This window comes from Tabrizicola sp. (genome assembly GCF_051645465.1).
In the GTDB taxonomy this organism is placed as follows: Bacteria; Pseudomonadota; Alphaproteobacteria; order Rhodobacterales; family Rhodobacteraceae; genus Tabrizicola.
In genome coordinates this window covers 1-20,791 of record NZ_JBOFBI010000093.1, presented here as the reverse complement: position 1 = coordinate 20,791, position 20,791 = coordinate 1, and the positions used below count along the sequence as shown (strand labels likewise).

The window sequence follows — 20,791 nt, the reverse complement described above, 5'->3', positions numbered from 1 at the left end:
GATTGGGCGGCGCGGACCCACCGCTGGATCGGGCGAAAGTGACGCGGCGACGCGTGAGAAATGCAGGGTTTGAAATATTGTTGCGCGGTGATAAGTGCGACGTGACTGTTTATGACTTGAGGAACAGGATCGGGGGGCGAGGGTGAAGATCGGAGCGCTGACAGAAGTATTTCCCGGCGAGAACCGGGTCGCGATGACGCCGGACTCGGCCGTCCAGCTGGCGAAACTTGGCCATAGCGCGTGTATCCAGTCTGGGGCGGGGGCGAAAGCCGGGTTCTCGGATGCGGCTTATGCGGCGGCGGGGGTCGAGGTGCTTGCGGATGCCAGCGCGGTGATCGCCGCGGCGGATATCGTCGTGAAGGTGCGGGGTCCCGAACCGGGGGAGCTGTCGGCGCTTGGCGACGGGCAGACGCTGATCAGCTTCTTCTGGCCCGCGCAGAACCCCGAACTTCTGGAAGCGGCGGCGAAGAAGAACCTTACCGTGATCGCCATGGACATGGTGCCGCGGATCAGCCGGGCGCAGAAGATGGACGCGCTGTCGTCGATGGCGAACATCGCGGGTTATCGGGCGGTGATCGAGGCCGGGAACAACTTTGGCCGCTTCTTCACCGGTCAGGTGACGGCGGCGGGCAAGGTGCCCCCAGCCAAGGTGCTGATCGTTGGTGCTGGTGTGGCAGGGCTGGCTGCTATCGGTACCTCGACTTCGCTTGGGGCGATCACGCTGGCGTTCGACGTCCGTCCCGAGGTGGCTGAGCAGATCGAGTCGATGGGGGCGGAGTTTGTCTACCTGGACTTTTCCGAAACCCAGACCGACGGCGCGGCGACCGGCGGCTACGCGGCCCCGTCTTCGCCGGAGTTCCGCGAAGCACAGCTGAAGAAGTTCCGCGAGCTTGCGCCGGAGATGGACATTGTCATCACAACCGCTCTGATCCCCGGTCGGCCTGCGCCGAAGCTTTGGACCGAGGATATGGTCAAGATGATGAAGCCGGGGTCGGTGATCGTGGACCTTGCGGCCGAGCGGGGCGGGAACTGTGATCTGACCGTGCCGGACCAGAAGATCGTGACCGAGAACGGTGTGACCGTGGTCGGCTATACTGATTTTCCAAGCCGGATGGCCTCGCAGGCGTCGACGCTTTATTCGACGAATATCAGGCACATGCTGACCGATCTTACACCGAAGAAGGATGGCGTGACCCACCATAACATGGAGGATGACGTGATCCGGGGCGCGACGGTCGCGCATGTGGGGGCGGTGACTTATCCGCCGCCGCCGCCGAAGATCGCGGCGATTGCAGTGGCGAAGCCGAAGGAGAAGGCCAAGGAGCTGACGGTGGAAGAGCGCCGCGCACAGGAAGTGGCGGCGTTCAGGGCGCAGACGCGGAACCAGGTGGGGCTGCTGACAATCGGGGGCGGGCTGATCCTGTTCGCGGGGCTTTATGCCCCGGCGAGCTTCATGTCGCACCTGATCGTCTTCGCGCTGGCGGTCTTCGTGGGCTTCCAGGTGATCTGGAATGTCTCGCACAGCTTGCACACACCGCTGATGGCGGTCACGAACGCGATTTCGTCGATCATCATCCTTGGGGCGCTCATGCAGATCGGGTCGGGGTCGTGGCTGGTCGTCATCCTGGCGGCACTTTCGGTCTTCATGGCCGGGATCAACATATTCGGTGGCTTCCTCGTCACCCGGCGGATGCTCGCCATGTTCCAGAAGTCGTAAGGGGCCCGCGATGGAATACGGATTCACCACGGCGGCCTACGTCGTTGCAGCGGTTCTCTTCATCTACTCGCTTGGCGGGTTGTCGGGCCAGGAAAGCGCCAAGCGGGCGGTCTGGTATGGCATCGTCGGCATGGCCCTGGCAGTTGCGGCCACGATCTACGGCCCCGGCGCGGGCAACTGGTGGCTGTCGCTGATCATGATCGTGGGCGGGGGGGCGATCGGCTATGTCGTCGCGACCCGCGTCCAGATGACCGAGATGCCGCAGCTGGTGGCCGCGATGCACTCGCTGGTCGGGCTTGCGGCGGTGTTCATCGGGTACAACGCGCATATCGAGGCCGCTTCGGTGGCCGGGATGGACGAGGCGGCGAAGGCTGGGTTGGAGGGGTTTGCGGCGTTGCTCGCGCACAAGAGCCCGGTCGAGCTGACGATCCTGCGGATCGAGGTGTTTCTGGGCGTGTTCATCGGGGCGGTGACGTTTACTGGATCGGTGATCGCTTACGGGAAGCTTGCGGGGAAGGTCGACGGCAAGGCGAAGAAGCTGCCGGGCGGGCATCTTCTGAACGCGGCGGCGGCGATCGGGTCGATCCTCCTGCTGGTGGTTTATGTGCAGACGGCGTCGGTCTTTGCGCTGATCGGGATGACGTTGCTTGCGTTCTTCATCGGGTACCACCTGATCATGGGGATCGGGGGGGCGGACATGCCGGTGGTGGTGTCGATGCTGAACAGCTATTCGGGCTGGGCGGCGGCGGCGATTGGTTTCTCGCTGTCGAACGATCTGCTGATCGTGGTGGGGGCGCTGGTCGGTTCGTCGGGGGCGATCCTGAGCTACATCATGTGCAAGGCGATGAACCGGTCGTTCATCTCGGTCATCCTCGGGGGCTTCGGCAACACCACGGGTCCGGCGATGGAGATTGCGGGGGAGCAGATCGCCATCGACGCCGACGGGGTGGCGGCGGCGCTGAATGACGCGGACTCGGTGATCATCATTCCGGGCTACGGGATGGCGGTGGCGCAGGCGCAGCAGTCGGTGTCGGAGCTGACGCGGAAGCTGAGGGCGGCGGGCAAGAACGTGCGGTTCGCGATCCATCCGGTGGCGGGGCGGCTGCCTGGGCACATGAACGTTCTCCTGGCCGAGGCGAAGGTACCCTACGACATCGTGCTGGAGATGGACGAGATCAACGAGGACTTCCCCTCGACCGACGTCGCCATCGTGATCGGGTCGAACGACATCGTGAACCCGGCAGCGCAGGAGGACCCGAACTCGCCCATCGCGGGGATGCCGGTGCTGGAAGTGTGGAAGGCCAAGCAGGTGTTCGTCTCGAAGCGCGGGCAGGGGACGGGGTATTCGGGAATCGAGAACCCGCTGTTCTACAAGGAGAACACGCGGATGTTCTATGGCGACGCGAAGAAGTCGCTGGATGCGCTACTGCCGATGATCGAATAGGTCAGGGCGTCTTGGCGGCCTCATCAAACGCATCAAGCATCAAGAGCTGAGATCTCGCCTGCAAGGCGGTCGAGGCGGCGCGGACTTTGGCTTGTGCTGCTTCAACCGCGGCGCGGTCATAGGGGAGGGCGGCGGCGGCGGTGAACATCTCGGCCCTTGCGCGGCCTAGTTCGGTAAGGAGTCCGAGGAGTTCCGCGCGGTTCTCGGCGAGTTCTGCCCGGAAGAGGCTTCGTGCTTCGGCGGGGACGCCTGTCCAGCCTTCGCTGCCGCCGTTGGCGACATCGCGCAGGTTGCCGAGGCGGAGGAGCAGGCCCAGCACGACGGCGTTCGCCAGGAGCGAGAGGCAGAGGATCGTCCAGAAGAGGGCCCGCCGCCATCCGGTCATTCGCGGAGCCCCACCGAGATCAGATCGGGGCCAAGCCCGGCATCGGCGATGAGCGCAAGGGGGTCGCCGCTGGCGAGGCTGAAGAGGAATGCGTCGGCGCCATCGCCGGGCGTGGGATAACCCGCCACGATGAACGGTGTTGCCAGAAGGACCGAGGCGAAGGCGGTCGGGGCAAGGATCGGGGCCCAGCCTTTGCGCTGCTCCGCGGGGATCGTTCGGCGGGTCGCGTGCACCCGGGCCAGGACGGCTTCGGTGACGGCGATGTCGTCGAACGGCACGTCCGCGGCGGCGCGCACGCGGGCGTCAAGCTTTGCGTCGTCGGTAGGGCCGGGGTCGGGCGTCGTCATCGCAAGGGTCCTTCATGAAGTGCTGCCTGGTCGCGGAGGGAGCGGCGGGCGCGGACGAGGAGTTGTTCCACCGCGCCGGGGGTGATGTCCAGTGTTTCGGCGATCCGTGCGGTTTCGAGCCCGCCAACGGCCGCGAGCAGGATCGCCATGCGCTGCCGGTCTGGCAGGGCGCTGATCGCCTTGCGGGTCAGCGCCAGGGCCTGCCGGTCGGCGAGGGCCTGATCGGTGGCCGGGGTCTGGTCGCCGACGTCTTCGGCGGCATCCATCCCCGCGCCAAGGCCGAAAAGGCGCCGGAGTTTCAGCTTGCGGAGCCGGTCGATGCAGAGCCGGACCGCAATCGAATAGATCCACGTCTTGGGCTTGGCGCGGGCCGGGTCGAAACGGGTGGCATTCTGCCAGACGCGGAAGAAGACCTCCTGCACGATATCCTCGGCTTCGGCGCGGTTCCCAAGATAGCGGGCAGCGATGGCGGTCAGGCCGCGGCCGTGCCGGGAGATCAGTTGCGCCAAGGACGCCTCCCGGCCCTGTGCGATACCGCGGAGCAGTGCCGCATCGTCGTCTTGGCTTGCTGGCGGCACTCACTGGCTCCTGGCACATGCAGGGCAGACCTTAGGCGAAGGGATTGCGGACGGCCATATGGGCCGCCCGCAACCGGACTGGTTAGCGGTTCCACTCACGGATGGTAGTAACGGTGCGGCCAAACTGGCCGGTCGTGGTGATTTTCTTGGTGCCGCCGGTCGAGGTCGCTTCGCTGTCAACCTTGCGATTGGCCGTATAGCCCTTCGGGCCGGTCCACACCCCTTCGCGCGTGCAGACCACGCCGACCTCGGCTTTGTCGCAGTCGCCGCTGTAGACGATCGTGCCGCCGTTTTCGCCGGTGATCGTGCCGGAATAACCGTCGGCCAATGCCGCGGTCGGGCCGAGGCCAAGCGTGGCAAGCATCATCAGTTTTGCAAGATGGGTCATTGTCTGCTCCGTTTCATGGTTGCTGAGGGAAGGCAGCGCGGGCGCGGTCAAGCTCGGCCCGGCTGATCGCGCCGTTACCGTCGGCGTCGATGAGGGTGAGGATCGGCGACGTCGCGGTGTATTCGGCCAGCGACACGGCCTTGTCGCCGTCCTGGTCAAGCCGCCGCGCACGCTCGGCCAGGCCGTCGCTGCCGAGGCGCGCAAGGCGGGCCATGCGGTCCTGGACTGCGGCAAGCTCGGCTTCGGTCACCAGGCCGTTGCCATCGGTATCGGCTTTGGCAAACTGGCGTTCCTTGGCCGCGGTGATCTCGGCCTGGCTGACATCGCCGCTGCCGTCGCTGTCCAGCCGGTCAAAGATCATGCCGATGATCTGGTTGTCTTGTGCGCTTGCCATCGGCGCAAGCAGCATCAGGGGCGGCAAGGCCAGGGAGAGGAGGAGGTTACGCATGGTTGGGGTCCTTTCGGCTGTGTCGTTCTGAGGTTGATACGCACGGGTCGCCGCCGCCCTACGCGTTGGGCAAAAGAAATCCGCGACCGCAGAAAGGCAGCCGAGCATTTGCGCAACACTTCGACCGCATACGGAAGTATTCCGGCAAATCGCTGGATCGGTCGGGGGTCGCGGCCTAACTCTCGGACATCCCGCGCTGAAAGACCCTGCCAATGCCGCCGATCCATGATCATCCGCTTCGCTATGCCACTGTGAACGAGCTGCATGCGCGGCCCTTTCCGGCGCTGGAGGTGCCCTCGACCGCCGTATATGTCGCGATCAAGGAACCGGTGCAGGCGCAGAACCGGGACCGGGGTCTGGACTTGCAGCATCTGCATGCGCTTCTCGACCGGCACGGCGGTGCGCATCCCCAGCCGGGTGCCACGCATTTCCAGGGCCAGATCGGGCGGGCCGAGCTGAAATGGGAAAGCCACACCGAGTTCGTGACCTACACCGCGTTTTCGCGGGGGCTGGCCAAGCGGCCGTTTGATCCGGCGGATGCCGAGGTATTGCCCGAGGACTGGCTTTCCATGGCTCCGGGAAAGCGGCTGACATCGGTCATGGTGCGGGTGGCCCCGTTGCCTGCGACGGACGAAGAGCTGCTGGGGCAGGTCGATGAGTGGTTCGTGCCAGAGAGCCTGGCTGTGAGCCGGGTCGTCGACGGGGCCGCGGTGATCGCGGGGGATTTCCGCATCGATCCGGCGGGCCATATGCGCTTTGCCGTCTTTGTCCGGCCGGGCACCGGGCCGCGGCGGGTGGGCCGGATCGTGCAGCGGCTATGCGAGATCGAGACCTATCGGGCGATGTCGATGCTGGGCCTGATCCGGTCGCGGGATCTTTCGACGCGGCTGAACGCGCTTGACCCGCGGCTCTCGACGCTGGTTTCCAGCCTCGACAACGCCGAACCCGCTCCGGAAGCGGCGCTGCATGACCTTCTGACGATCTCGGCGGAACTGGAGAGCCTGGCGGTGCAGTTTTCCTTCCGCTTCGGTGCGACGGCGGCCTATGAGGCGCTGGTCAACCAGCGGATCGAGGTCTTGCGCGAGGAACGCATCCAGGGGCGGCAGACCTTTGCCGAGTTCATGATGCGCCGCTATGACCCGGCGATGCGCACGGTCAAGTCGGCGGAAAGCCGGTTGAAGGCGATGGCCGAACGCGCCGAGCGTGCGGCCGAGTTGTTGCGCACCCGGGTGGACGTCGAACGGTCAGCGCAGAACCAGAAGCTGCTTGAGTCGATGGACCGCCGTGCCGACCTCCAGCTGCGTCTGCAGCGCACGGTCGAGGGGCTTTCGACCGTGGCGATCAGCTATTATGCGGTGAACCTGCTGGCCTATGTGGTCGAGCCTCTGGCCCACCGATGGCACCTGACGCATGGCCAGACGATGGCGATCCTGACGCCCGTTGTGCTGATCGGCGTCTGGCTGCTCGTCCGCCGTATCCGCAACCACATGAGCTAGGCGGGTTGACGAAGGTCAAGGTAGCCGACGGTTTTGCCGGGCATCCTATGCCTTCGCAATCGTGGAGGTGTTGATGACCTGGCTGAAATGGGGACTTGCAGGGCTTGTCGGGCTGGGCGTGCTTTGGGCGGCGCTGTCCGTCTATGGCGGATGGCGCTGGCAGCAGCGGACGGCGGGGCTGGTCTCGGACCTGGCGGCAGCGCGGTCGCCGCTTCGCGTCAGCCGCTACGATCCGGCGGTGCTGGTTGATCTGCCACCCCCGGTCCAGCGCTTCTTCAAGGCGGCCCTTACGCCGGGCCAGCCGTTGGTGACCGGTGTCAGCTTGGCGCATGACGGCACGTTCAACATGGGTGAGGCCAGCGACAACTGGAAAGTGTTCGCCTCGCAGCAGGAGGTGGAGACGTCGCGGCCGGGCTTTGTCTGGAATGGCACCATACGCATGGCTCCGGGTGTGCCGGTGCGGGTCCACGATGCGTATGTTGCGGGCGAGGGGGTTCTTCTGCCGGCGATCCTGGGGCTTTTCAAGCTGACGGAGATGCGCGGTCGTGGTGCCATAGCCCAGGGCGAGGCAATGCGCTGGCTGGCGGAGGCGGCCTGGTATCCAACAGCGCTTCTGCCGGGGCAGGGGGTCACCTGGTCCCCCATCGACGATCGGAGCGCGCTGGCCACGCTGACCGATGGCGACGTGACGATCAGCCTGACGTTCCGCTTCGGGGCGGATGATCTGATCGCAGGGGTCCGGGCCGAGGCGCGGGGGCGGACGGTGGTGGGAGCGGTCGTGCCCACGCCATGGGAGGGGCGCTGGTCGGACTATCAGCGCCAGGGTGGCATGCTGGTTCCGATGACGGGCGAAGTGGCCTGGGTCCTGCCGGAGGGCGAAAAACCCTATTGGCGGGGCCGGGTCACGGCCTTGAGCTACCGCTTCGCCGATTAGCGCCCCCGGATCCGCGGGTCGAGTGCGTCGCGGAGGCCGTCGCCGATGTAGTTCACGCTGAGCACGGTCAGCGAGATGGCGAGGCCCGGCCAGATCACCCGTTCGGGGTAGACCTGCATGTACTGCAGGCCATCGAACAGGAGCCGTCCCCAGGTCGGGAAATCGGGCGGGAAGCCGAGGCCGAGGAATGAGAGGACGCTTTCGGTGATGATGGCGCCGGCGATTTCAAGGGTCGCGGCAACCATGACGACCGAGACGAGGTTCGGCAGGATGTGGCGCAGGATGATGCGGTTCGGGCGGGCGCCGATCGACCGGGCGGCCAGGACATATTCGCGCTCTTTCAGCGTGAGCACTTCGCCCCGGACGATGCGGGCGGTCGCCATCCAGGACGTGATGCCGATCGCGAAGACGATCAGAAGGAAGGCGCCGAGTTCAGGCCCGAGAATCGAAGCGACGCGGTCGCGGAACAGCATCACCATGACGAGGAGGAGCGGGATCAGCGGCAAGGCCAGGAACATGTCGGTCAGCCGCATCAGCGGGCCATCAAGGCGGCGGAAGTAGCCGGCCATGATCCCGATGAAGGTGCCGAAGACGATGGCGATGACCATGGCGACAAATCCCACCGCCAGCGAGACCTGGCCCGCTTGCATCATGCGCAGCAGCAAGTCCCTGCCCAGCTGATCGGTCCCGAAAGGCGCGCTTAAGGAGGGGCCCTGGTTCTTGAGGCGAATAGTCTCGGACAGGCGCTGGGGTGGGTCCCAGACCAGCGGACCGAGGACGACAAACAGAACAAGCAGACTAAGCACGATCAGCCCGAAGAGGGCACCCTTGTGCGTGCGAAACTGCTGCCAGATCTCACGCCGTGCGCTTGCCGGCTTCTGCGGGGTGCTGCTGACGTCAGTCATAGCGGATCCTTGGGTCGAGAAGGCCGTAAAGAACGTCGGCGATCAGATTGAAGAGCACGATCAGCACGGCGAAGATGAAGGCCAGGGTCTGCACCATCGGAATGTCGTTGGCATGGATCGCGCCGATCAGTGCCGCACCGATGCCGTTCACCCCGAAGAGGTTCTCGGTGATGATCGCGCCGCCGAAGATCGCGGGTATTCCCAGGGCGATGACGGTCACGACCGGGATCAGCGAATTGCGAAGCACGTGCTTGAGGACGACGACACGCTCGGTCAGGCCCTTGGCGCGGGCGGTGCGGACATAGTCCTGCGTCATGTTGTCGAGCATGGACGAGCGCATGTAGCGGCTGATCGCGGCGGCATTGGCAAGGCCGAGGGTCATGACCGGAAGGGCCATCTGCTGGACCTGCTTCACGAAGCTTGCCCAGTCGTTCACCACAAGCTGGGTGTCGTACTTGGTGGGGAACCAGCCCAGCCAGACCGCGAAGATGATGATGAAAAGCGTGCCGGAGAAGAACGTCGGCACCGAAAAGCCGATCATCGCGAAGAGAGTGCCCGCCTGGTCGAAGGCCGAATACTGGCGGTAGGCGGAATAGATGCCGATGGGCAGGGCGATCAGGATGCCAACGAGATAGGCGGTGCCGATCACGGTAAGGGTCTGGGGAATGCGCTGGCCGATGACGGTGAAGACCGGCGAGCGGGATTGCCACGAGAGGATGCGCTGCTCGCCTTCAGCCCAGGTGGTGCCGAACCAGCCGTCGATCAGGTTGGCTGGTTCGACCCAGAAGAACTGCTTGAGCCAAAGCAGGTAGCGCACGAAGACCGGCTGGTCGGCGCCAAGCGCCTCGATCATCTTCTTGCGCACTTCCGGGGGGACGGTCAGCGGAATTTCGGACATGGGCGAGCCGGGGGCCAGATCGACCAGAAGGAAGATCACCAGGCTGATGACCAGCAAGGTCGGAATGGCCAGCAGAAGCCTGCGGAGCGTGAAGGTAAGCATGCGCGGCGCGCCTTGGTTCGAGACAATAGAAAAGCAGCGGGGCCGCGCGAAACGGCCCCGCTTGTGACTAGATCACTTCACGCGGAACCAGTCCGCAGTGTTCCAGGTTTCCATATCCCAGGCGTTGATCTGCACGCCACCGAGCGTGTTGGAATGCGCCGAAAGCGTCCCACGATGGACCAGCGGAATTATCGTCATGCTGTCCTTGGTAAGCATGTCGTTCAGCTTCTTCGCGATTTCCTGACGCTTGGCGATGTCGGTCGTCTTTGTCAGCTCGGCATGCAGAGCATCATAGGCCGGATCACAGAACCGGTTGATGTTCTCACCCTGCCACTGGTTTTCCGGGGTTGGCGCCTTGTTGCACTGAAGTTGGGCCAAATAGCTTTCCGGGTCAGGGTTTTCCGAGTTGTTGGCGTACATTTCAACGTCGGCGTAGAACTTCTGGAACGTGTCGGGCGAACCCGCATCGCCGCCGAAGAACACGCCCGGGTCGATCGCCTTCAGCTCGACCTCGACGCCCAGTTCGGTCCACCAATCCTTAACCAGCGCCTGGAAGTCCTGGCGGATCGGGTTGACCGTGGTTTGATAGAGGAGCGACAGTTTCTTGCCGTCCTTGTCACGGATGCCGTCGCCGTCGCTATCGGTCCAGCCGGCTTCGTCCAGCAGCGCCTTGGCGCCTTCCATGTCCTGGACGATGCAGCCTTCGTTGTCCGAAGCCCAGCCTTCGGGTCCCGGGATCAAGTTGCAGGTGGGCTTGCCGCCCGCGCCATAACCGACCTCGACCAGGATCGCACGGTCGATGGCCTTCGAAAGAGCTGTCCGAACCTTGATGTCCGACAAGATCGGATGTGGGTGCTTGGCGGTCGAACGCTCGCCTTCCGGCAGGTCGGGCGACGGATCGGTCATGTTCATCTCGATCCGCTCGACGAGCGTACCGAAGGCGACCACGAACTGGCCCTTGCCGGCAGCAGCCATAGCGGCCTGGCTGTCCGGCGGAATCTGGGTGTTCCAGGCATAGTCGAATTCGCCGGTTTCCATCACCGCGCGGGCCGAGCTTTCGGCATCGCCGCCGCCCTTGATCACGGCAGTTGCGAAGGCCGGTTTCGCCGGGTCGCGGTAGTTCGGGTTGGCTTCCATTGTGACGGTGTCATTCACGGTGAAGCCGGTGACTTTGAACGGGCCGGTGCCGATCGGCATGTTGTTGGCGTCGGTGCAGGTCGGGGCGGCTGCACCGACGCATGCTTCGAACTGCGCCTTCTGCAGGATCGGCGACAGGCCGCTGACGAATGCGGTGTAGGGGTTGGGCTTCGGCCCGGTGAAGGTCACCTTGATCGTGCTCGGGTCCACGGCCTCGACCGAGGCCACCCCGTCGTACTTCGACGCCTGGGCACAGCCGCCTTCGGGGTGGGTGCAGTACTGCCAGGTGAAGACTGCATCATCGGCCGTCACTGGCGAGCCGTCAGACCAAAGCAGGCCGGGAACGAGCTTCCAGGTGATCGAGGTCATGTCAGCCGAAACGCCGCCATTCTCCAGCGTCGGGATTTCCACGGCCAGCCTTGGCACAAGCGTGCCATCCGGGGCGACCACTGCAAGCGGCTCGACAACCATCGCGGCGGCCAGAAGGTCCTTGGTGCCTTGGGAGAGGTAGGGGTTCACGATCGACACGGCCTGCGGGAAGGTGAGTTTCACCTCGCCATCGGCCCCGCGTTCGGCAAAGGCCGCGGGCGCGAAGGCCAGCGCGGCGACAGCGCCCAGAAGGGCGGACTTCAGTTTCATTGCGATACTCCTTGTTGGTTACGCTCTGTTGCCTCGGATGCGCCGGTTGCTCCGGCGGCTGGGTTGTTCGTGTAAAGATGGCAGGCGACCAGGCGGCCTGGCTCGACCTCGGCCAGATCCGGCTTCACCGTGCGGCAGATGTCCATCACCTTGGGGCAGCGGGTGCAGAAGTTGCAGCCCTTGGGCGGATTGGCGGGCGAGGGCACGTCGCCTTTGAGGATGATCCGCTTCCGGCTGGCCGCGATCACGGGATCGGGCTCGTTCACCGCGGAAAGGAGCGCCTCGGCGTAGGGGTGCAGCGGGCGGGAATAGAGATGCTGCGAGGGCGAAAGCTCGGCGATCCGGCCGAGATACATCACGGCAACCCGTTGGGCGAGGTGGCGGACCATCGACAGGTCATGGCTGATGAAAAGATAAGTCAGGCCCAGCTTTTCCTGCAGATCCTCCAGAAGGTTCACCACCTGCGCCTGGATCGAGACGTCAAGGGCGGCGATGGGTTCGTCGCAGATGATAAATCGCGGCTTCAGGGCCAGCGCACGGGCGATGCCGATCCGCTGGCGTTGGCCTCCGGAAAACTCATGCGGGAAGCGGTTCACGAAGCGGCGGTTGAGGCCGACCTGGTCCATGAGCTCGTAGACCCGCTCGAGCTTCTGGTCACGGCTCCAGGCCGTGTGTTCGTCGAGCGGTTCGCTGACGATCTCGGCAAGCGTCATGCGGGGGTTGAGGCTGGCTTGCGGGTCCTGGAAGACCATCTGCATTGTCGGGCGCTTCTTGCGCAAAGCCTCGGGCGTCATGTGGGCGACGTCTTCGCCGTCGATGACCACGCGGCCGGCGGTCGGTTCGTAGAGCCGTAGCATGGCGCGGCCCACGGTTGACTTGCCGCAGCCCGATTCACCGACGAGCCCAAGCGTCTGGCCCGCCATGATGTTGAACGAGACGCCGTCGACCGCCTTCACATCGCCGGTGTGCTTGCGGAACAGCCCGGTGTAGATCGGGAAGTGCATCTTCAGGTCTTCGACCTGGACAAGCGGCGCGGGGCCAGCGTCAAGCATGGGCCATCTCCGCCCTTGCCGGGGCTTGCCAGTGGCAGGCGACATCGTGCCCTTGGCCGAGCGGCGCGCCATCGATCGGACGGCGGGCCGGATTGGCGGCATCGCAGGCCTCATGACGGAATTCGCAGCGTGCGCGGAACGGGCAGGCGGTGAGTGGTCCGACGAGGATCGGCGGTTGACCCTGGATCACCTTCAGCCGCGTTTCGCGGGCGCCGGTGATCCGGGGAATGGTCTGCAGAAGCGCCCGGGTATAGGGGTGCTGGGGGTTGGCGAAAAGCTCACGCACCGGGGCCTGTTCGACGATCTGGCCGCCGTACATCACCATCACCCGATCCGCGATCCCGGCAATGACGCCAAGGTCATGCGTGATCCAGATGATCGCCATGCCAAGCTTCTGGCGCAGCTCTTTCACCAGTTCGAGGATCTGCGCCTGGATGGTCACGTCAAGCGCGGTCGTCGGCTCGTCTGCGATCAGCACGTCGGGGTTGCAGGCAAGTGCTATGGCGATCATCACCCTTTGCCGCATCCCGCCGGAGAACTGATGGGGATACTGGTAGAGCCTGCGCCGCGCATCGGGGATGCCGACCAGGTCCAGAAGCTCGACCGCGCGGGTCTCGGCCTGGGACTTGGTCATCCTCATGTGCTTGATCAGCGGCTCCATGATCTGGTCGCCAAGCGTGAAGACCGGGTTGAGCGAGGTCATCGGGTCCTGGAACACGAATCCGATCTTGGCGCCCCGCACCGACCGCAGCGCCTCATCCGGCATTTTCAGCAGGTCGCGTCCGTTGAGCAGAACCTGACCGCCGCGGATCTGGGCGGGAGGTGCGGGCAGAAGCCGCAGAAGCGACATCATGGTGACGGACTTGCCCGAGCCGCTTTCGCCGACGACGCCCAGAAGCTCACCCGGCCGGAGGTGGAAGCTTACATCGTTCACGGCATGGATTTCTCCGCCGCGGGTGCGGAAAACAGTCTTCAGGCCCTTGACTTCAAGGACTGGCGCGGCCGGTTCGGCCATTCAGTACTCCCCGCGTCGTTCTTAGGTATTGTTATTATTGGCTGTTTTGCCACCTGACAACTGACGGTTGCCCCGTTGCAAATCAACTCTTCACGATTCTTGCCCCTCTATCAATCCCGATTTACGGCGCGATTCCAGACTGTTCCTGCGTCAGAATGACTGAACCTTGCGGCATTTCGCCAGATATTGACTTCAGGAGGCCCGGCGGGACAGGCTGACCACCATATGTGGGAGAAGCGGGAGAGGATGGACATGTCGGTTCTGACGCCGCGTCAGGTTCTGGATCGGCTGGTCGCCTTCCCGACGGTCAGCCGCGACTCGAATCTGGCGCTGGTCGACTGGCTGGAGGGCTACCTTTCGGGCCAGGGCGTAAAGTGCTTCCGCCACTGGAACGAAGACCGCCAGAAAGCCGCGCTGATTGCCCATGCCGGGCCTTGGGTGGAGGGGGCGGTGGTCCTGTCGGGGCATTCCGATGTGGTGCCGGTCGATGGCCAGACCTGGACGTCGGACCCCTGGACCGTGACCGAGCGGGACGGGCGGCTTTACGGGCGCGGGACCTGCGACATGAAGGGTTATGTGGCTCTGGCGGTCTGGGCCGTGGTCGAGGCCGCCCGGCGCGGTGTCGCCCGACCGTTGCAGCTGGCGCTGTCGTACGATGAGGAGATCGGGTGTACCGGGGCGCCGCCGATGATCGAGACGATGGCAGGGGTGGTGCCAAGGGGTTCGGCTGCGGTGATTGGCGAGCCGTCGCGGATGAAAGTGATCACCGGTCACAAGGGCGGCACGGGGTATCATGTGCACGTGAAGGGCTACGAGGTGCATTCGTCGCTGTTGCCGGACGGCGTTTCGGCGATCATGGAGGGGGCGCGGCTGATCCAGTGGGTCAACGACCGGAACGCCGCGATCCAGGCCGCGCCGCGCCTGCCGGTGGGCGGCCGGTTCCATCCGCCGTTTACGACGCTGCATGTGGGGATGATCGAGGGGGGCACGGCGCACAACATAACAGCTGCGGATTGCCGCTTTGCGGTCGAAATACGCTCGGTGCCCGACGACGATCTTGAAGCGCATGCGGAGGCGTTCCGGTTGGAGGCCGAGCGGCTGGATGTAGTGCTGAAGGCTCGGCGGTCCGAGGCGGGGGTGCATCTGGACCGGTTCTTCGATGTGTCGGCGCTTCGGCCGGAGGTTGATGGCGAGGCTGAGGCTCTGGCGCGCGCGCTGACGGGCGAGAACGAGGCGGGCGTCGTGTCGTATGGCACTGAGGCCGGGCAGTTTCAGGACGCGGGGTATTCGGCTGTCGTCTGCGGGCCCGGTGACATCGCGCAGGCGCATCAGCCGGATGAATACTTGGAGATCAGCGAGTTCGAGGCCGGGCATCGCTTCATGGAAAGGCTTCTGGAGCGGCTGGCATGAGCTTTCCGATCAGTGAGGCGAGTCCGGTTCGCTTTGCCTCAGCGCTGCCCGAGCGGGCCGATGTGGTGGTGATCGGGGGCGGGGTGATCGGGGTGATGACGGCGTGGTTCCTGCGCGAGCGCGGGCTTTCGGTCGTCCTGTGCGAAAAGGGCCGGATCGCGGGCGAGCAGTCGGGGCGGAACTGGGGTTGGGTCCGCCGGCAGGGGCGGGATCCGGGTGAGCTGCCGATCATGATCGAGAGCCTGTCGATCTGGAAGTCGCTGGCGGCAGAGTTGGGGGAAGGGCTGGGGTTCCGGCAGACCGGGGTGCTGTATCTTGCGAAAACCGAGCGCGAGATGGCGGACTTCGAGGCCTGGACCGAGCATTCCCGTGCGCATCAGCTGGACACGCGGCTTTTGACGCAAGGTGAGACGCTGGCGATGCTGAAGGGGGCTGCGGCCCCGTGGAAAGGTGCGCTCTGGACGGCGTCGGACGCGCGGGCCGAGCCCTGGGTCGCGGTGCCTACGCTCGCCGCTGTGGCGGCGGAGAAGGGCGTTGTGATCCGCGAGGCCTGTGCGGTCCGGGGGGTGGACCTTGCGGCTGGTCGGGTGGCGGGCGTGGTCACCGAAGCGGGCCGGGTGGCGTGCGACCATGTGGTGGTGGCCGCTGGGGCGTGGTCGCGGTTGTTCCTTGGGCAGCATGGCATCCGTATCCCTCAGCTTTCCGTCCTCGCTTCGGTTGCCGCGACCGAGCCCATGCCGGAAATCTTCCCCGGCAATGCCGCCGATGATGACTTTGCGTTCCGCCGCCGGGCCGATGGGGGCTATTCCATCGCGCCGGGCGCCCGGCATGACTTCTTCATCGGTCGCGATGCCTTTGCGAGCTTCGGCGCGTATCTACCTGTTCTGAAGAAGGATTTCCGATCTACGTCTTTCCGGATGGCGGCGCCGGGCGGCTTCCCCGACGCCTGGGGCACGCCGCGGCGCTGGTCGATGGACGGCGAAAGCCCTTTCGAGCGCCAGCGCATTCTGAACCCGAAGCCCAACATGCGGACCTTGTCGGGGGTGCAGGATGCGTTTGCGGCGGCCTTCCCGTCGCTTGGCCGACCAAAGCTGAAGTCCGCCTGGGCGGGGATGATCGACAGCCTGCCTGACATCGTGCCGGTCGTGGACCATGCGCCCATTCCCGGCCTGACGATTGCCACGGGGATGAGCGGCCACGGCTTTGGCATTGGCCCCGGCATGGGTCGGGTCATCGCCGATATGGTCACGGGCCGCCCCGCCGGCCACGACATGAGCCGCTTCCGCCTGTCGCGCTTCAGTGACGGATCACGGCTGGTGCCGGGGCCGAGCCTCTAGCCCACCTTGCATGGCCCACGCGGCGCCTCTATGAAGTCGGGCCCCGACAGGAGCACCCCCATGCCAGACCTCACCTGCGGTATCGACTTTGGCACCTCGAATTCGACCATCGCCATTGCCAGCGGTGGCAAAGCGCGCCTGATTCCGCTGGAGGGCGAGCACCTTACCATCCCCTCTGCCGTCTTCTGGGAAACCGACGGCCCGGCGCTTTTCGGGCGTGAGGGGATTGCGGCCTACGTCGACGGGATCGACGGCCGCCTGATGCGGGGGCTCAAAAGCACGCTCGGCTCGGACCTCATCAACGAACGGACCCGGATCGGTCGTCGCGCGGTTTCGTTCCGCGATGTCCTTGCGCGGTTCTTCATGCACCTGAAGGCGCGGCTTGACGCCCGGACAGACGCCACGCCCGCCGTCGTCCTTGGCCGCCCTGTCCATTTCGTCGACGACGATCCCGCCGCCGATGCCAACGCGCAATCGGTGCTGGAAGACATCGCAAAGGCAGTCGGTTTCCGCGAGATCGCGTTCCAGTACGAACCGATCGCTGCTGCGCTGCAGTACGAAAGCACGGTCGGGCATGAGGAATACGTGCTGATCACCGACATCGGCGGCGGCACCTCGGACTTTTCCATCGTCCGCGTCGGCCCCGCGTGCGCGGGCCGCGCCGACCGTGCGGACGACATCCTCGCCAATGACGGCATCCGCGTCGGCGGCACCGACTTCGACCGCCTGCTGAGCCTCGCCGAGGTGATGCCGCATCTGGGGTTCAAGTCCACCACCGGCGGCGGTCGGGGCATCATGCCGCGGCACTACTACCTAGACCTCGCAACCTGGCACCGCATCAACATGCTTTACACGCAGCGCACGGCCAGCGATCTCAAGGCACTGCGCGCCGAGGCCGACCATCCCGAACAGATCGACCGGCTGATCCGGGTCGTTGCGACCCACGCGGGCCACAACCTCGCCATGGCGGTCGAGGCCGCGAAGATCGCGCTGTCGGAGGCCGATATCGCGCGCCTTGAGCTTGCCGCCCTGACCGGGGGACCCAATCCCCTTGCCCGGCGCGAGGTGTTCGAGACCGCCATCGCCGCACCGCTTGATCGGATCACCGCCACCCTGCGCGGGTTGCTCGCCCAGGCAGGCCTGCGTCCGGACGCCATCGGCACCGTCTTCATGACGGGGGGGTCCAGCGGCCTGCCTGTGCTGCGGCGCATCGTGGGCGATGTGCTGCCCGGCGTGCCCATTGCCACGGGTGACATGTTGGGGTCCGTCGGCACCGGCCTCGCGCTCGACGCCGCGGCGAAGTTCGGCTGAAAGGCTTATCCGGCGACGGTGGCTGGATATCCGGCTTGATCCAGCGCCTTGATCAGGGCGGCAGACGGCACGTTTCCGGCGACTTCGACCCGGCGGTTGGCAAGGTCGACGGTCACTGCGCCTGCGTCAGTGACCGAAGCGAGCGCTGCTTCGACGGTCGCCTTGCAGTGGTTGCAGCTCATGTCGGGAACCAGGAGTGTTGTCATGGCAAATCCTTGCATCGGATTCACATAGTGATCCTGAATTAGGTCGGGTCAAGGCCTCTGACCGTGACGTAGGGAATTCGTCGCCACTGCAGCGAAGCGGGTCGTTTTCTGGTTTCCAAATCGCTTTAAATCGCCTAAACACAGCATGTGTTTGCGGTAACAGGGCGAGACGCCGAACGGCGTACAGTTGCCCATCAGACGCTTTTTGTGCCCGAAAGCCCGCTTGACCGCTGCTGCCCGGAGCCTAGGCTTTGTCAGGAGAATGCATTGCTGGACAAACCCGTGAACGATCTGAGCGTAACCCCCAATATCCTGCAGGCCGACATCCTGCGTCACCTGACCTTTACGGTTGGCAAGGATGTCGAGCATGCGAGCGTCCATGACTGGCGCATGGCGCTGAGCCACGCGATTCGCGACCGGATCGTCGAGCCGTGGTTCGCCTCGACCCGCCGCACCTGGGCCGAGGACAAGAAGCGCGTCTACTATCTGTCGATGGAGTTCCTGATCGGCCGCATCCTTGAAGATGCGATGATCAACCTTGGCCTTTACGACATGGCGGTCGAGGCGATGGCGGCTTTCGGGCAAGAGCTTCGGCCCGTCATCGATAACGAGCCCGATGCGGCGCTTGGCAATGGCGGGCTTGGCCGTCTGGCGGCCTGCTTCATGGAATCGATGGCGACCCTGGGTTGCCCGGCCTACGGCTATGGGATCCGCTACGAACACGGGCTCTTCCGCCAGCATTTCGAGGGCGGTCGGCAGATCGAGACGCCGGAGAACTGGCTGGCGCAGGCACACCCTTGGGAGTTCGCCCGGCCGGAAAGCGCCTATACTGTGGGCTTCAAGGGTCAGGTCGAAACGCGTGATGGTCGCGAGGTCTGGGTTCCGCATGAGACGGTGACGGCTGAGGCCTATGACACGCCGGTGATCGGCTGGCAGGGGAAATGGGCCAATACCCTGCGGCTTTGGGGGGCGAAGGGGACGACGAACTTCGACCTCGAACGCTTCAACCGGGGCGATTACACGGCTGCGGCCGAGCCCGAGACGCTGGCGCGGACGCTTAGCCGCGTGCTCTACCCCGACGACACGACCTATCAGGGCAAGGAGCTGCGGCTGAAGCAGGAGTTCTTCCTGACCTCGGCCGCATTGCAGGACATCCTGCGACGTTACCTGTCAAGCCACACCGATCTTCGGGCGCTGCCGCGCTATGTCGCGATCCAGATGAACGACACGCATCCGGCGATTGCGGGGCCGGAGCTTGTGCGCCTCTTGAGCGACGTCCATGGGTTGTCGTTTGACGAGGCGCTGACCATCTCGCGGGCCTGCCTTGGTTACACGAACCATACTTTGCTCCCGGAAGCCCTTGAAAAATGGGCGACTTTCATGTTCGGCAACGTCCTGCCGCGCCACATGCAGATTGTCGAGCGGATCGACAGCTGGCACCGTCGGGCTTATCCGAACCGGCCGCACTATGTGGGCATCGTGAAGCACCAGGAAGTGCGGATGGGGGAACTTGCCTTCATCATGAGCCACAAGGTCAACGGCGTCTCGGCGCTGCATTCGGACCTGGTGAAGAAGAACCTCTTTCCCGAGCTTAACGGCCTTCATCCGGGCCGGATCATCAACCAGACAAACGGGGTGACCCCGCGGCGATGGCTGCGGATGGCGAACCGGCCGTTGTCGTCGCTGATCACCAAGACGATTGGTGCTGGCTGGGAGGCCGATCTCGACCGGCTGCGCGAGCTTGAGCCGCAGGTGGCGGACGCTGGCTTCCTGGAGGAGTTTGCGGCCGCGAAGCGCGAGAACAAGGTGGAGCTGTCGAACTGGATCGGGCGCGAGATGGGGGTCGAGGTTTCGCCCGATGCGGTGTTCGACGTTCAGATCAAGCGCATCCATGAATACAAGCGCCAGCTGCTGAACATCCTGGAGACGATTGCGCACTGGCATCGGATCCGGTCGAACCCCAAAGGGGCAGTGGTGCCGAGGGTCAAGATCTTCGGTGGCAAGGCTGCTCCGGGCTATGCTGTGGCCAAGGAAATCATTCGCCTTATCAACGATGTGGCGGTGGTTGTTAACAACGATCCTATCACGAAAGACCTGCTGAAGATCGTCTATCCGGCGAACTACAACGTCACGATGGCCGAGCGGGTGATCCCTGCGGCGGACCTGTCAGAGCAGATTTCCACCGCCGGGAAGGAAGCGTCGGGCACCGGGAACATGAAGTTCATGATGAACGGGGCGGTGACCATCGGTACGCTCGACGGTGCCAATGTCGAGATTTTGCAGGAGGTTGGGGCGGAGAACTTCTTCCTCTTCGGTCTGACGGCGGAAGAGGTCGCGAAGCGGCGCGAGGACCCGGAACACTCCAAGAAGGCGATCGAGGCGAGCCAGCCCCTGCAGGATGTCCTGCAGATGATCGCCGAGGGGCGGTTCTCACCCGAGGAGCCGGGGCGCTATCACGGGTTGGTCCATGGGATGTGGCACTCGGACTATTTCCTGGTCGCCTCCGACTTCGCTGCGTATCACGCAGCCCAGGCCGAGGTCGACAAGGCCTATGCGGACCCCACCCGTTGGTGGAAGATGGCGGCCATGAACACGGCGCGGAGCGGGTTTTTCTCGTCCGACCGGACGATCCGCAGCTATATGGACGAGGTTTGGCAAGCAACATCCGCGCTCTGACGCGCTTTCGGGAGGGGAAGCATGGCTGAGACGACACTGGACCGGGGCGCTGCCGAGGCGGTTGCCGGGGGCTGGCACGGCGATGCGTTCGCGGTGCTCGGGCCGCAGAAGCTTGCCAAGGGCTGGGAAATCCGGGCCTTCGTGCCGGGGGCGGACCGGCTGTGGGTGCTGAGCGGGAAGTCGGAGGCAGAGGCGGAGCCATATCCGGGCCTGCCGGGGCTTTTTACCTATCAGATGGTGAGGAAGGCGGGCTATACGTTCCGCGCGGAAGGCCATGGAAACACGTGGGAATTCGAGGATCCCGATCGGTTCGGCCCTGTGCTGGGCGAGATGGACGAATACCTGCTGGGTGAAGGCACGCACCGG

At 64.8% G+C, this 20,791-nt stretch carries 20 protein-coding genes; 9 read left to right on the top strand and 11 right to left on the bottom strand.

Annotation, left to right across the window (positions count from 1 at the left end):
- Nucleotides 1-142 precede the first annotated feature (142 nt).
- Together ACRCSW_RS06225 and ACRCSW_RS06220 are read left to right on the top strand one after the other, a co-directional pair.
- A complete protein-coding gene (locus tag ACRCSW_RS06225; RefSeq protein WP_438703503.1) occupies nucleotides 143-1,717 on the top strand; it encodes a Re/Si-specific NAD(P)(+) transhydrogenase subunit alpha in 1,575 nt (524 codons plus the stop codon).
- Between the two features lie 10 nt (nucleotides 1,718-1,727).
- The gene (locus ACRCSW_RS06220; protein WP_438703502.1) at nucleotides 1,728-3,161 is read left to right on the top strand and encodes an NAD(P)(+) transhydrogenase (Re/Si-specific) subunit beta; all 1,434 of its coding nucleotides are present in this window, start codon (nucleotides 1,728-1,730) and stop codon (nucleotides 3,159-3,161) included.
- Nucleotide 3,162: 1 nt separating this feature from the next.
- Here ACRCSW_RS06220 and ACRCSW_RS06215 read toward each other — a convergent pair whose 3' ends face one another.
- From ACRCSW_RS06215 to ACRCSW_RS06195, 5 genes are all read right to left on the bottom strand, one after another.
- Nucleotides 3,163-3,546 (bottom strand): hypothetical protein, encoded by a 384-nt coding sequence (locus tag ACRCSW_RS06215; RefSeq protein ID WP_438703501.1) that lies wholly within the window; start codon nucleotides 3,544-3,546, stop codon nucleotides 3,163-3,165.
- Nucleotides 3,543-3,893 (bottom strand): hypothetical protein, encoded by a 351-nt coding sequence (locus tag ACRCSW_RS06210; RefSeq protein WP_438703500.1) that lies wholly within the window; start codon nucleotides 3,891-3,893, stop codon nucleotides 3,543-3,545. The genes ACRCSW_RS06215 and ACRCSW_RS06210 overlap by 4 nt, the downstream gene beginning before the upstream one ends.
- Nucleotides 3,890-4,471, bottom strand: coding sequence for an RNA polymerase sigma factor (locus ACRCSW_RS06205; RefSeq protein ID WP_438703499.1), 582 nt, complete (start codon nucleotides 4,469-4,471; stop codon nucleotides 3,890-3,892). Before ACRCSW_RS06205 ends, ACRCSW_RS06210 begins: the two co-directional genes overlap by 4 nt.
- 82 nt (nucleotides 4,472-4,553) lie before the next feature.
- Nucleotides 4,554-4,859: a hypothetical protein gene (locus ACRCSW_RS06200; RefSeq protein WP_438703497.1), complete on the bottom strand. Its 306-nt coding sequence runs from the start codon at nucleotides 4,857-4,859 to the stop codon at nucleotides 4,554-4,556.
- Nucleotides 4,860-4,872: 13 nt separating this feature from the next.
- Entirely contained in the window at nucleotides 4,873-5,307 is a 435-nt protein-coding gene (locus tag ACRCSW_RS06195) for an EF-hand domain-containing protein (RefSeq protein ID WP_438703495.1), read from the bottom strand.
- A 212-nt stretch (nucleotides 5,308-5,519) separates the two neighbouring features.
- On the opposite strand from ACRCSW_RS06195, the gene ACRCSW_RS06190 reads away from it, so the two are divergent.
- The gene (locus tag ACRCSW_RS06190; RefSeq protein WP_438703493.1) at nucleotides 5,520-6,803 is read left to right on the top strand and encodes a DUF3422 family protein; all 1,284 of its coding nucleotides are present in this window, start codon (nucleotides 5,520-5,522) and stop codon (nucleotides 6,801-6,803) included.
- 73 nt (nucleotides 6,804-6,876) lie between these two features.
- Nucleotides 6,877-7,737, top strand: a complete 861-nt coding sequence (locus ACRCSW_RS06185) for a DUF6920 family protein (RefSeq protein WP_438703491.1) — start codon at nucleotides 6,877-6,879, stop codon at nucleotides 7,735-7,737.
- On the opposite strand, the gene ACRCSW_RS06180 is transcribed toward ACRCSW_RS06185, so the two are convergent.
- The 5 genes from ACRCSW_RS06180 to ACRCSW_RS06160 form a co-directional block, all read right to left on the bottom strand.
- Nucleotides 7,734-8,642, bottom strand: coding sequence for an ABC transporter permease (locus tag ACRCSW_RS06180; RefSeq protein WP_438703489.1), 909 nt, complete (start codon nucleotides 8,640-8,642; stop codon nucleotides 7,734-7,736). The genes ACRCSW_RS06185 and ACRCSW_RS06180 overlap by 4 nt on opposite strands.
- Nucleotides 8,635-9,642 (bottom strand): ABC transporter permease, encoded by a 1,008-nt coding sequence (locus ACRCSW_RS06175; protein ID WP_438703488.1) that lies wholly within the window; start codon nucleotides 9,640-9,642, stop codon nucleotides 8,635-8,637. The genes ACRCSW_RS06180 and ACRCSW_RS06175 overlap by 8 nt, the downstream gene beginning before the upstream one ends.
- Nucleotides 9,643-9,714: 72 nt before the next feature.
- Complete coding sequence (locus ACRCSW_RS06170; protein WP_438703486.1) at nucleotides 9,715-11,418, bottom strand: peptide ABC transporter substrate-binding protein; 1,704 nt, start codon at nucleotides 11,416-11,418, stop codon at nucleotides 9,715-9,717.
- Nucleotides 11,415-12,470, bottom strand: a complete 1,056-nt coding sequence (locus ACRCSW_RS06165; protein ID WP_438703485.1) for an ABC transporter ATP-binding protein — start codon at nucleotides 12,468-12,470, stop codon at nucleotides 11,415-11,417. The genes ACRCSW_RS06170 and ACRCSW_RS06165 overlap by 4 nt, the downstream gene beginning before the upstream one ends.
- Nucleotides 12,463-13,485, bottom strand: a complete 1,023-nt coding sequence (locus ACRCSW_RS06160) for an ABC transporter ATP-binding protein (RefSeq protein ID WP_438703483.1) — start codon at nucleotides 13,483-13,485, stop codon at nucleotides 12,463-12,465. The genes ACRCSW_RS06165 and ACRCSW_RS06160 overlap by 8 nt, the downstream gene beginning before the upstream one ends.
- A 252-nt stretch (nucleotides 13,486-13,737) precedes the next feature.
- Between ACRCSW_RS06160 and argE the strand changes: the two genes are divergently transcribed.
- From argE to ACRCSW_RS06145, 3 genes are read left to right on the top strand one after another with little or no spacing between them, the layout of a single operon-like run.
- Nucleotides 13,738-14,895, top strand: coding sequence for an acetylornithine deacetylase (gene argE / locus ACRCSW_RS06155; RefSeq protein ID WP_438703481.1), 1,158 nt, complete (start codon nucleotides 13,738-13,740; stop codon nucleotides 14,893-14,895).
- A complete protein-coding gene (locus tag ACRCSW_RS06150) occupies nucleotides 14,892-16,232 on the top strand; it encodes an NAD(P)/FAD-dependent oxidoreductase (protein ID WP_438703480.1) in 1,341 nt (446 codons plus the stop codon). The genes argE and ACRCSW_RS06150 overlap by 4 nt, the downstream gene beginning before the upstream one ends.
- Nucleotides 16,233-16,292: 60 nt before the next feature.
- Complete coding sequence (locus tag ACRCSW_RS06145) at nucleotides 16,293-17,543, top strand: Hsp70 family protein (RefSeq protein WP_438703478.1); 1,251 nt, start codon at nucleotides 16,293-16,295, stop codon at nucleotides 17,541-17,543.
- A 5-nt stretch (nucleotides 17,544-17,548) separates the two neighbouring features.
- Here the strand turns inward: ACRCSW_RS06145 and ACRCSW_RS06140 are convergent, their stop codons facing one another.
- Nucleotides 17,549-17,749: a heavy-metal-associated domain-containing protein gene (locus ACRCSW_RS06140; RefSeq protein WP_438703477.1), complete on the bottom strand. Its 201-nt coding sequence runs from the start codon at nucleotides 17,747-17,749 to the stop codon at nucleotides 17,549-17,551.
- A gap of 267 nt (nucleotides 17,750-18,016) precedes the next feature.
- Here ACRCSW_RS06140 and ACRCSW_RS06135 point away from each other — a divergent pair, with 267 nt between their 5' ends.
- Both ACRCSW_RS06135 and ACRCSW_RS06130 read left to right on the top strand, forming a co-directional pair.
- The gene (locus tag ACRCSW_RS06135; protein ID WP_438703475.1) at nucleotides 18,017-20,425 is read left to right on the top strand and encodes a glycogen/starch/alpha-glucan phosphorylase; all 2,409 of its coding nucleotides are present in this window, start codon (nucleotides 18,017-18,019) and stop codon (nucleotides 20,423-20,425) included.
- A gap of 21 nt (nucleotides 20,426-20,446) precedes the next feature.
- Nucleotides 20,447-20,791 (top strand): GlgB N-terminal domain-containing protein (locus ACRCSW_RS06130; protein ID WP_438703474.1); only part of this gene is annotated, 345 nt, incomplete at its 3' end.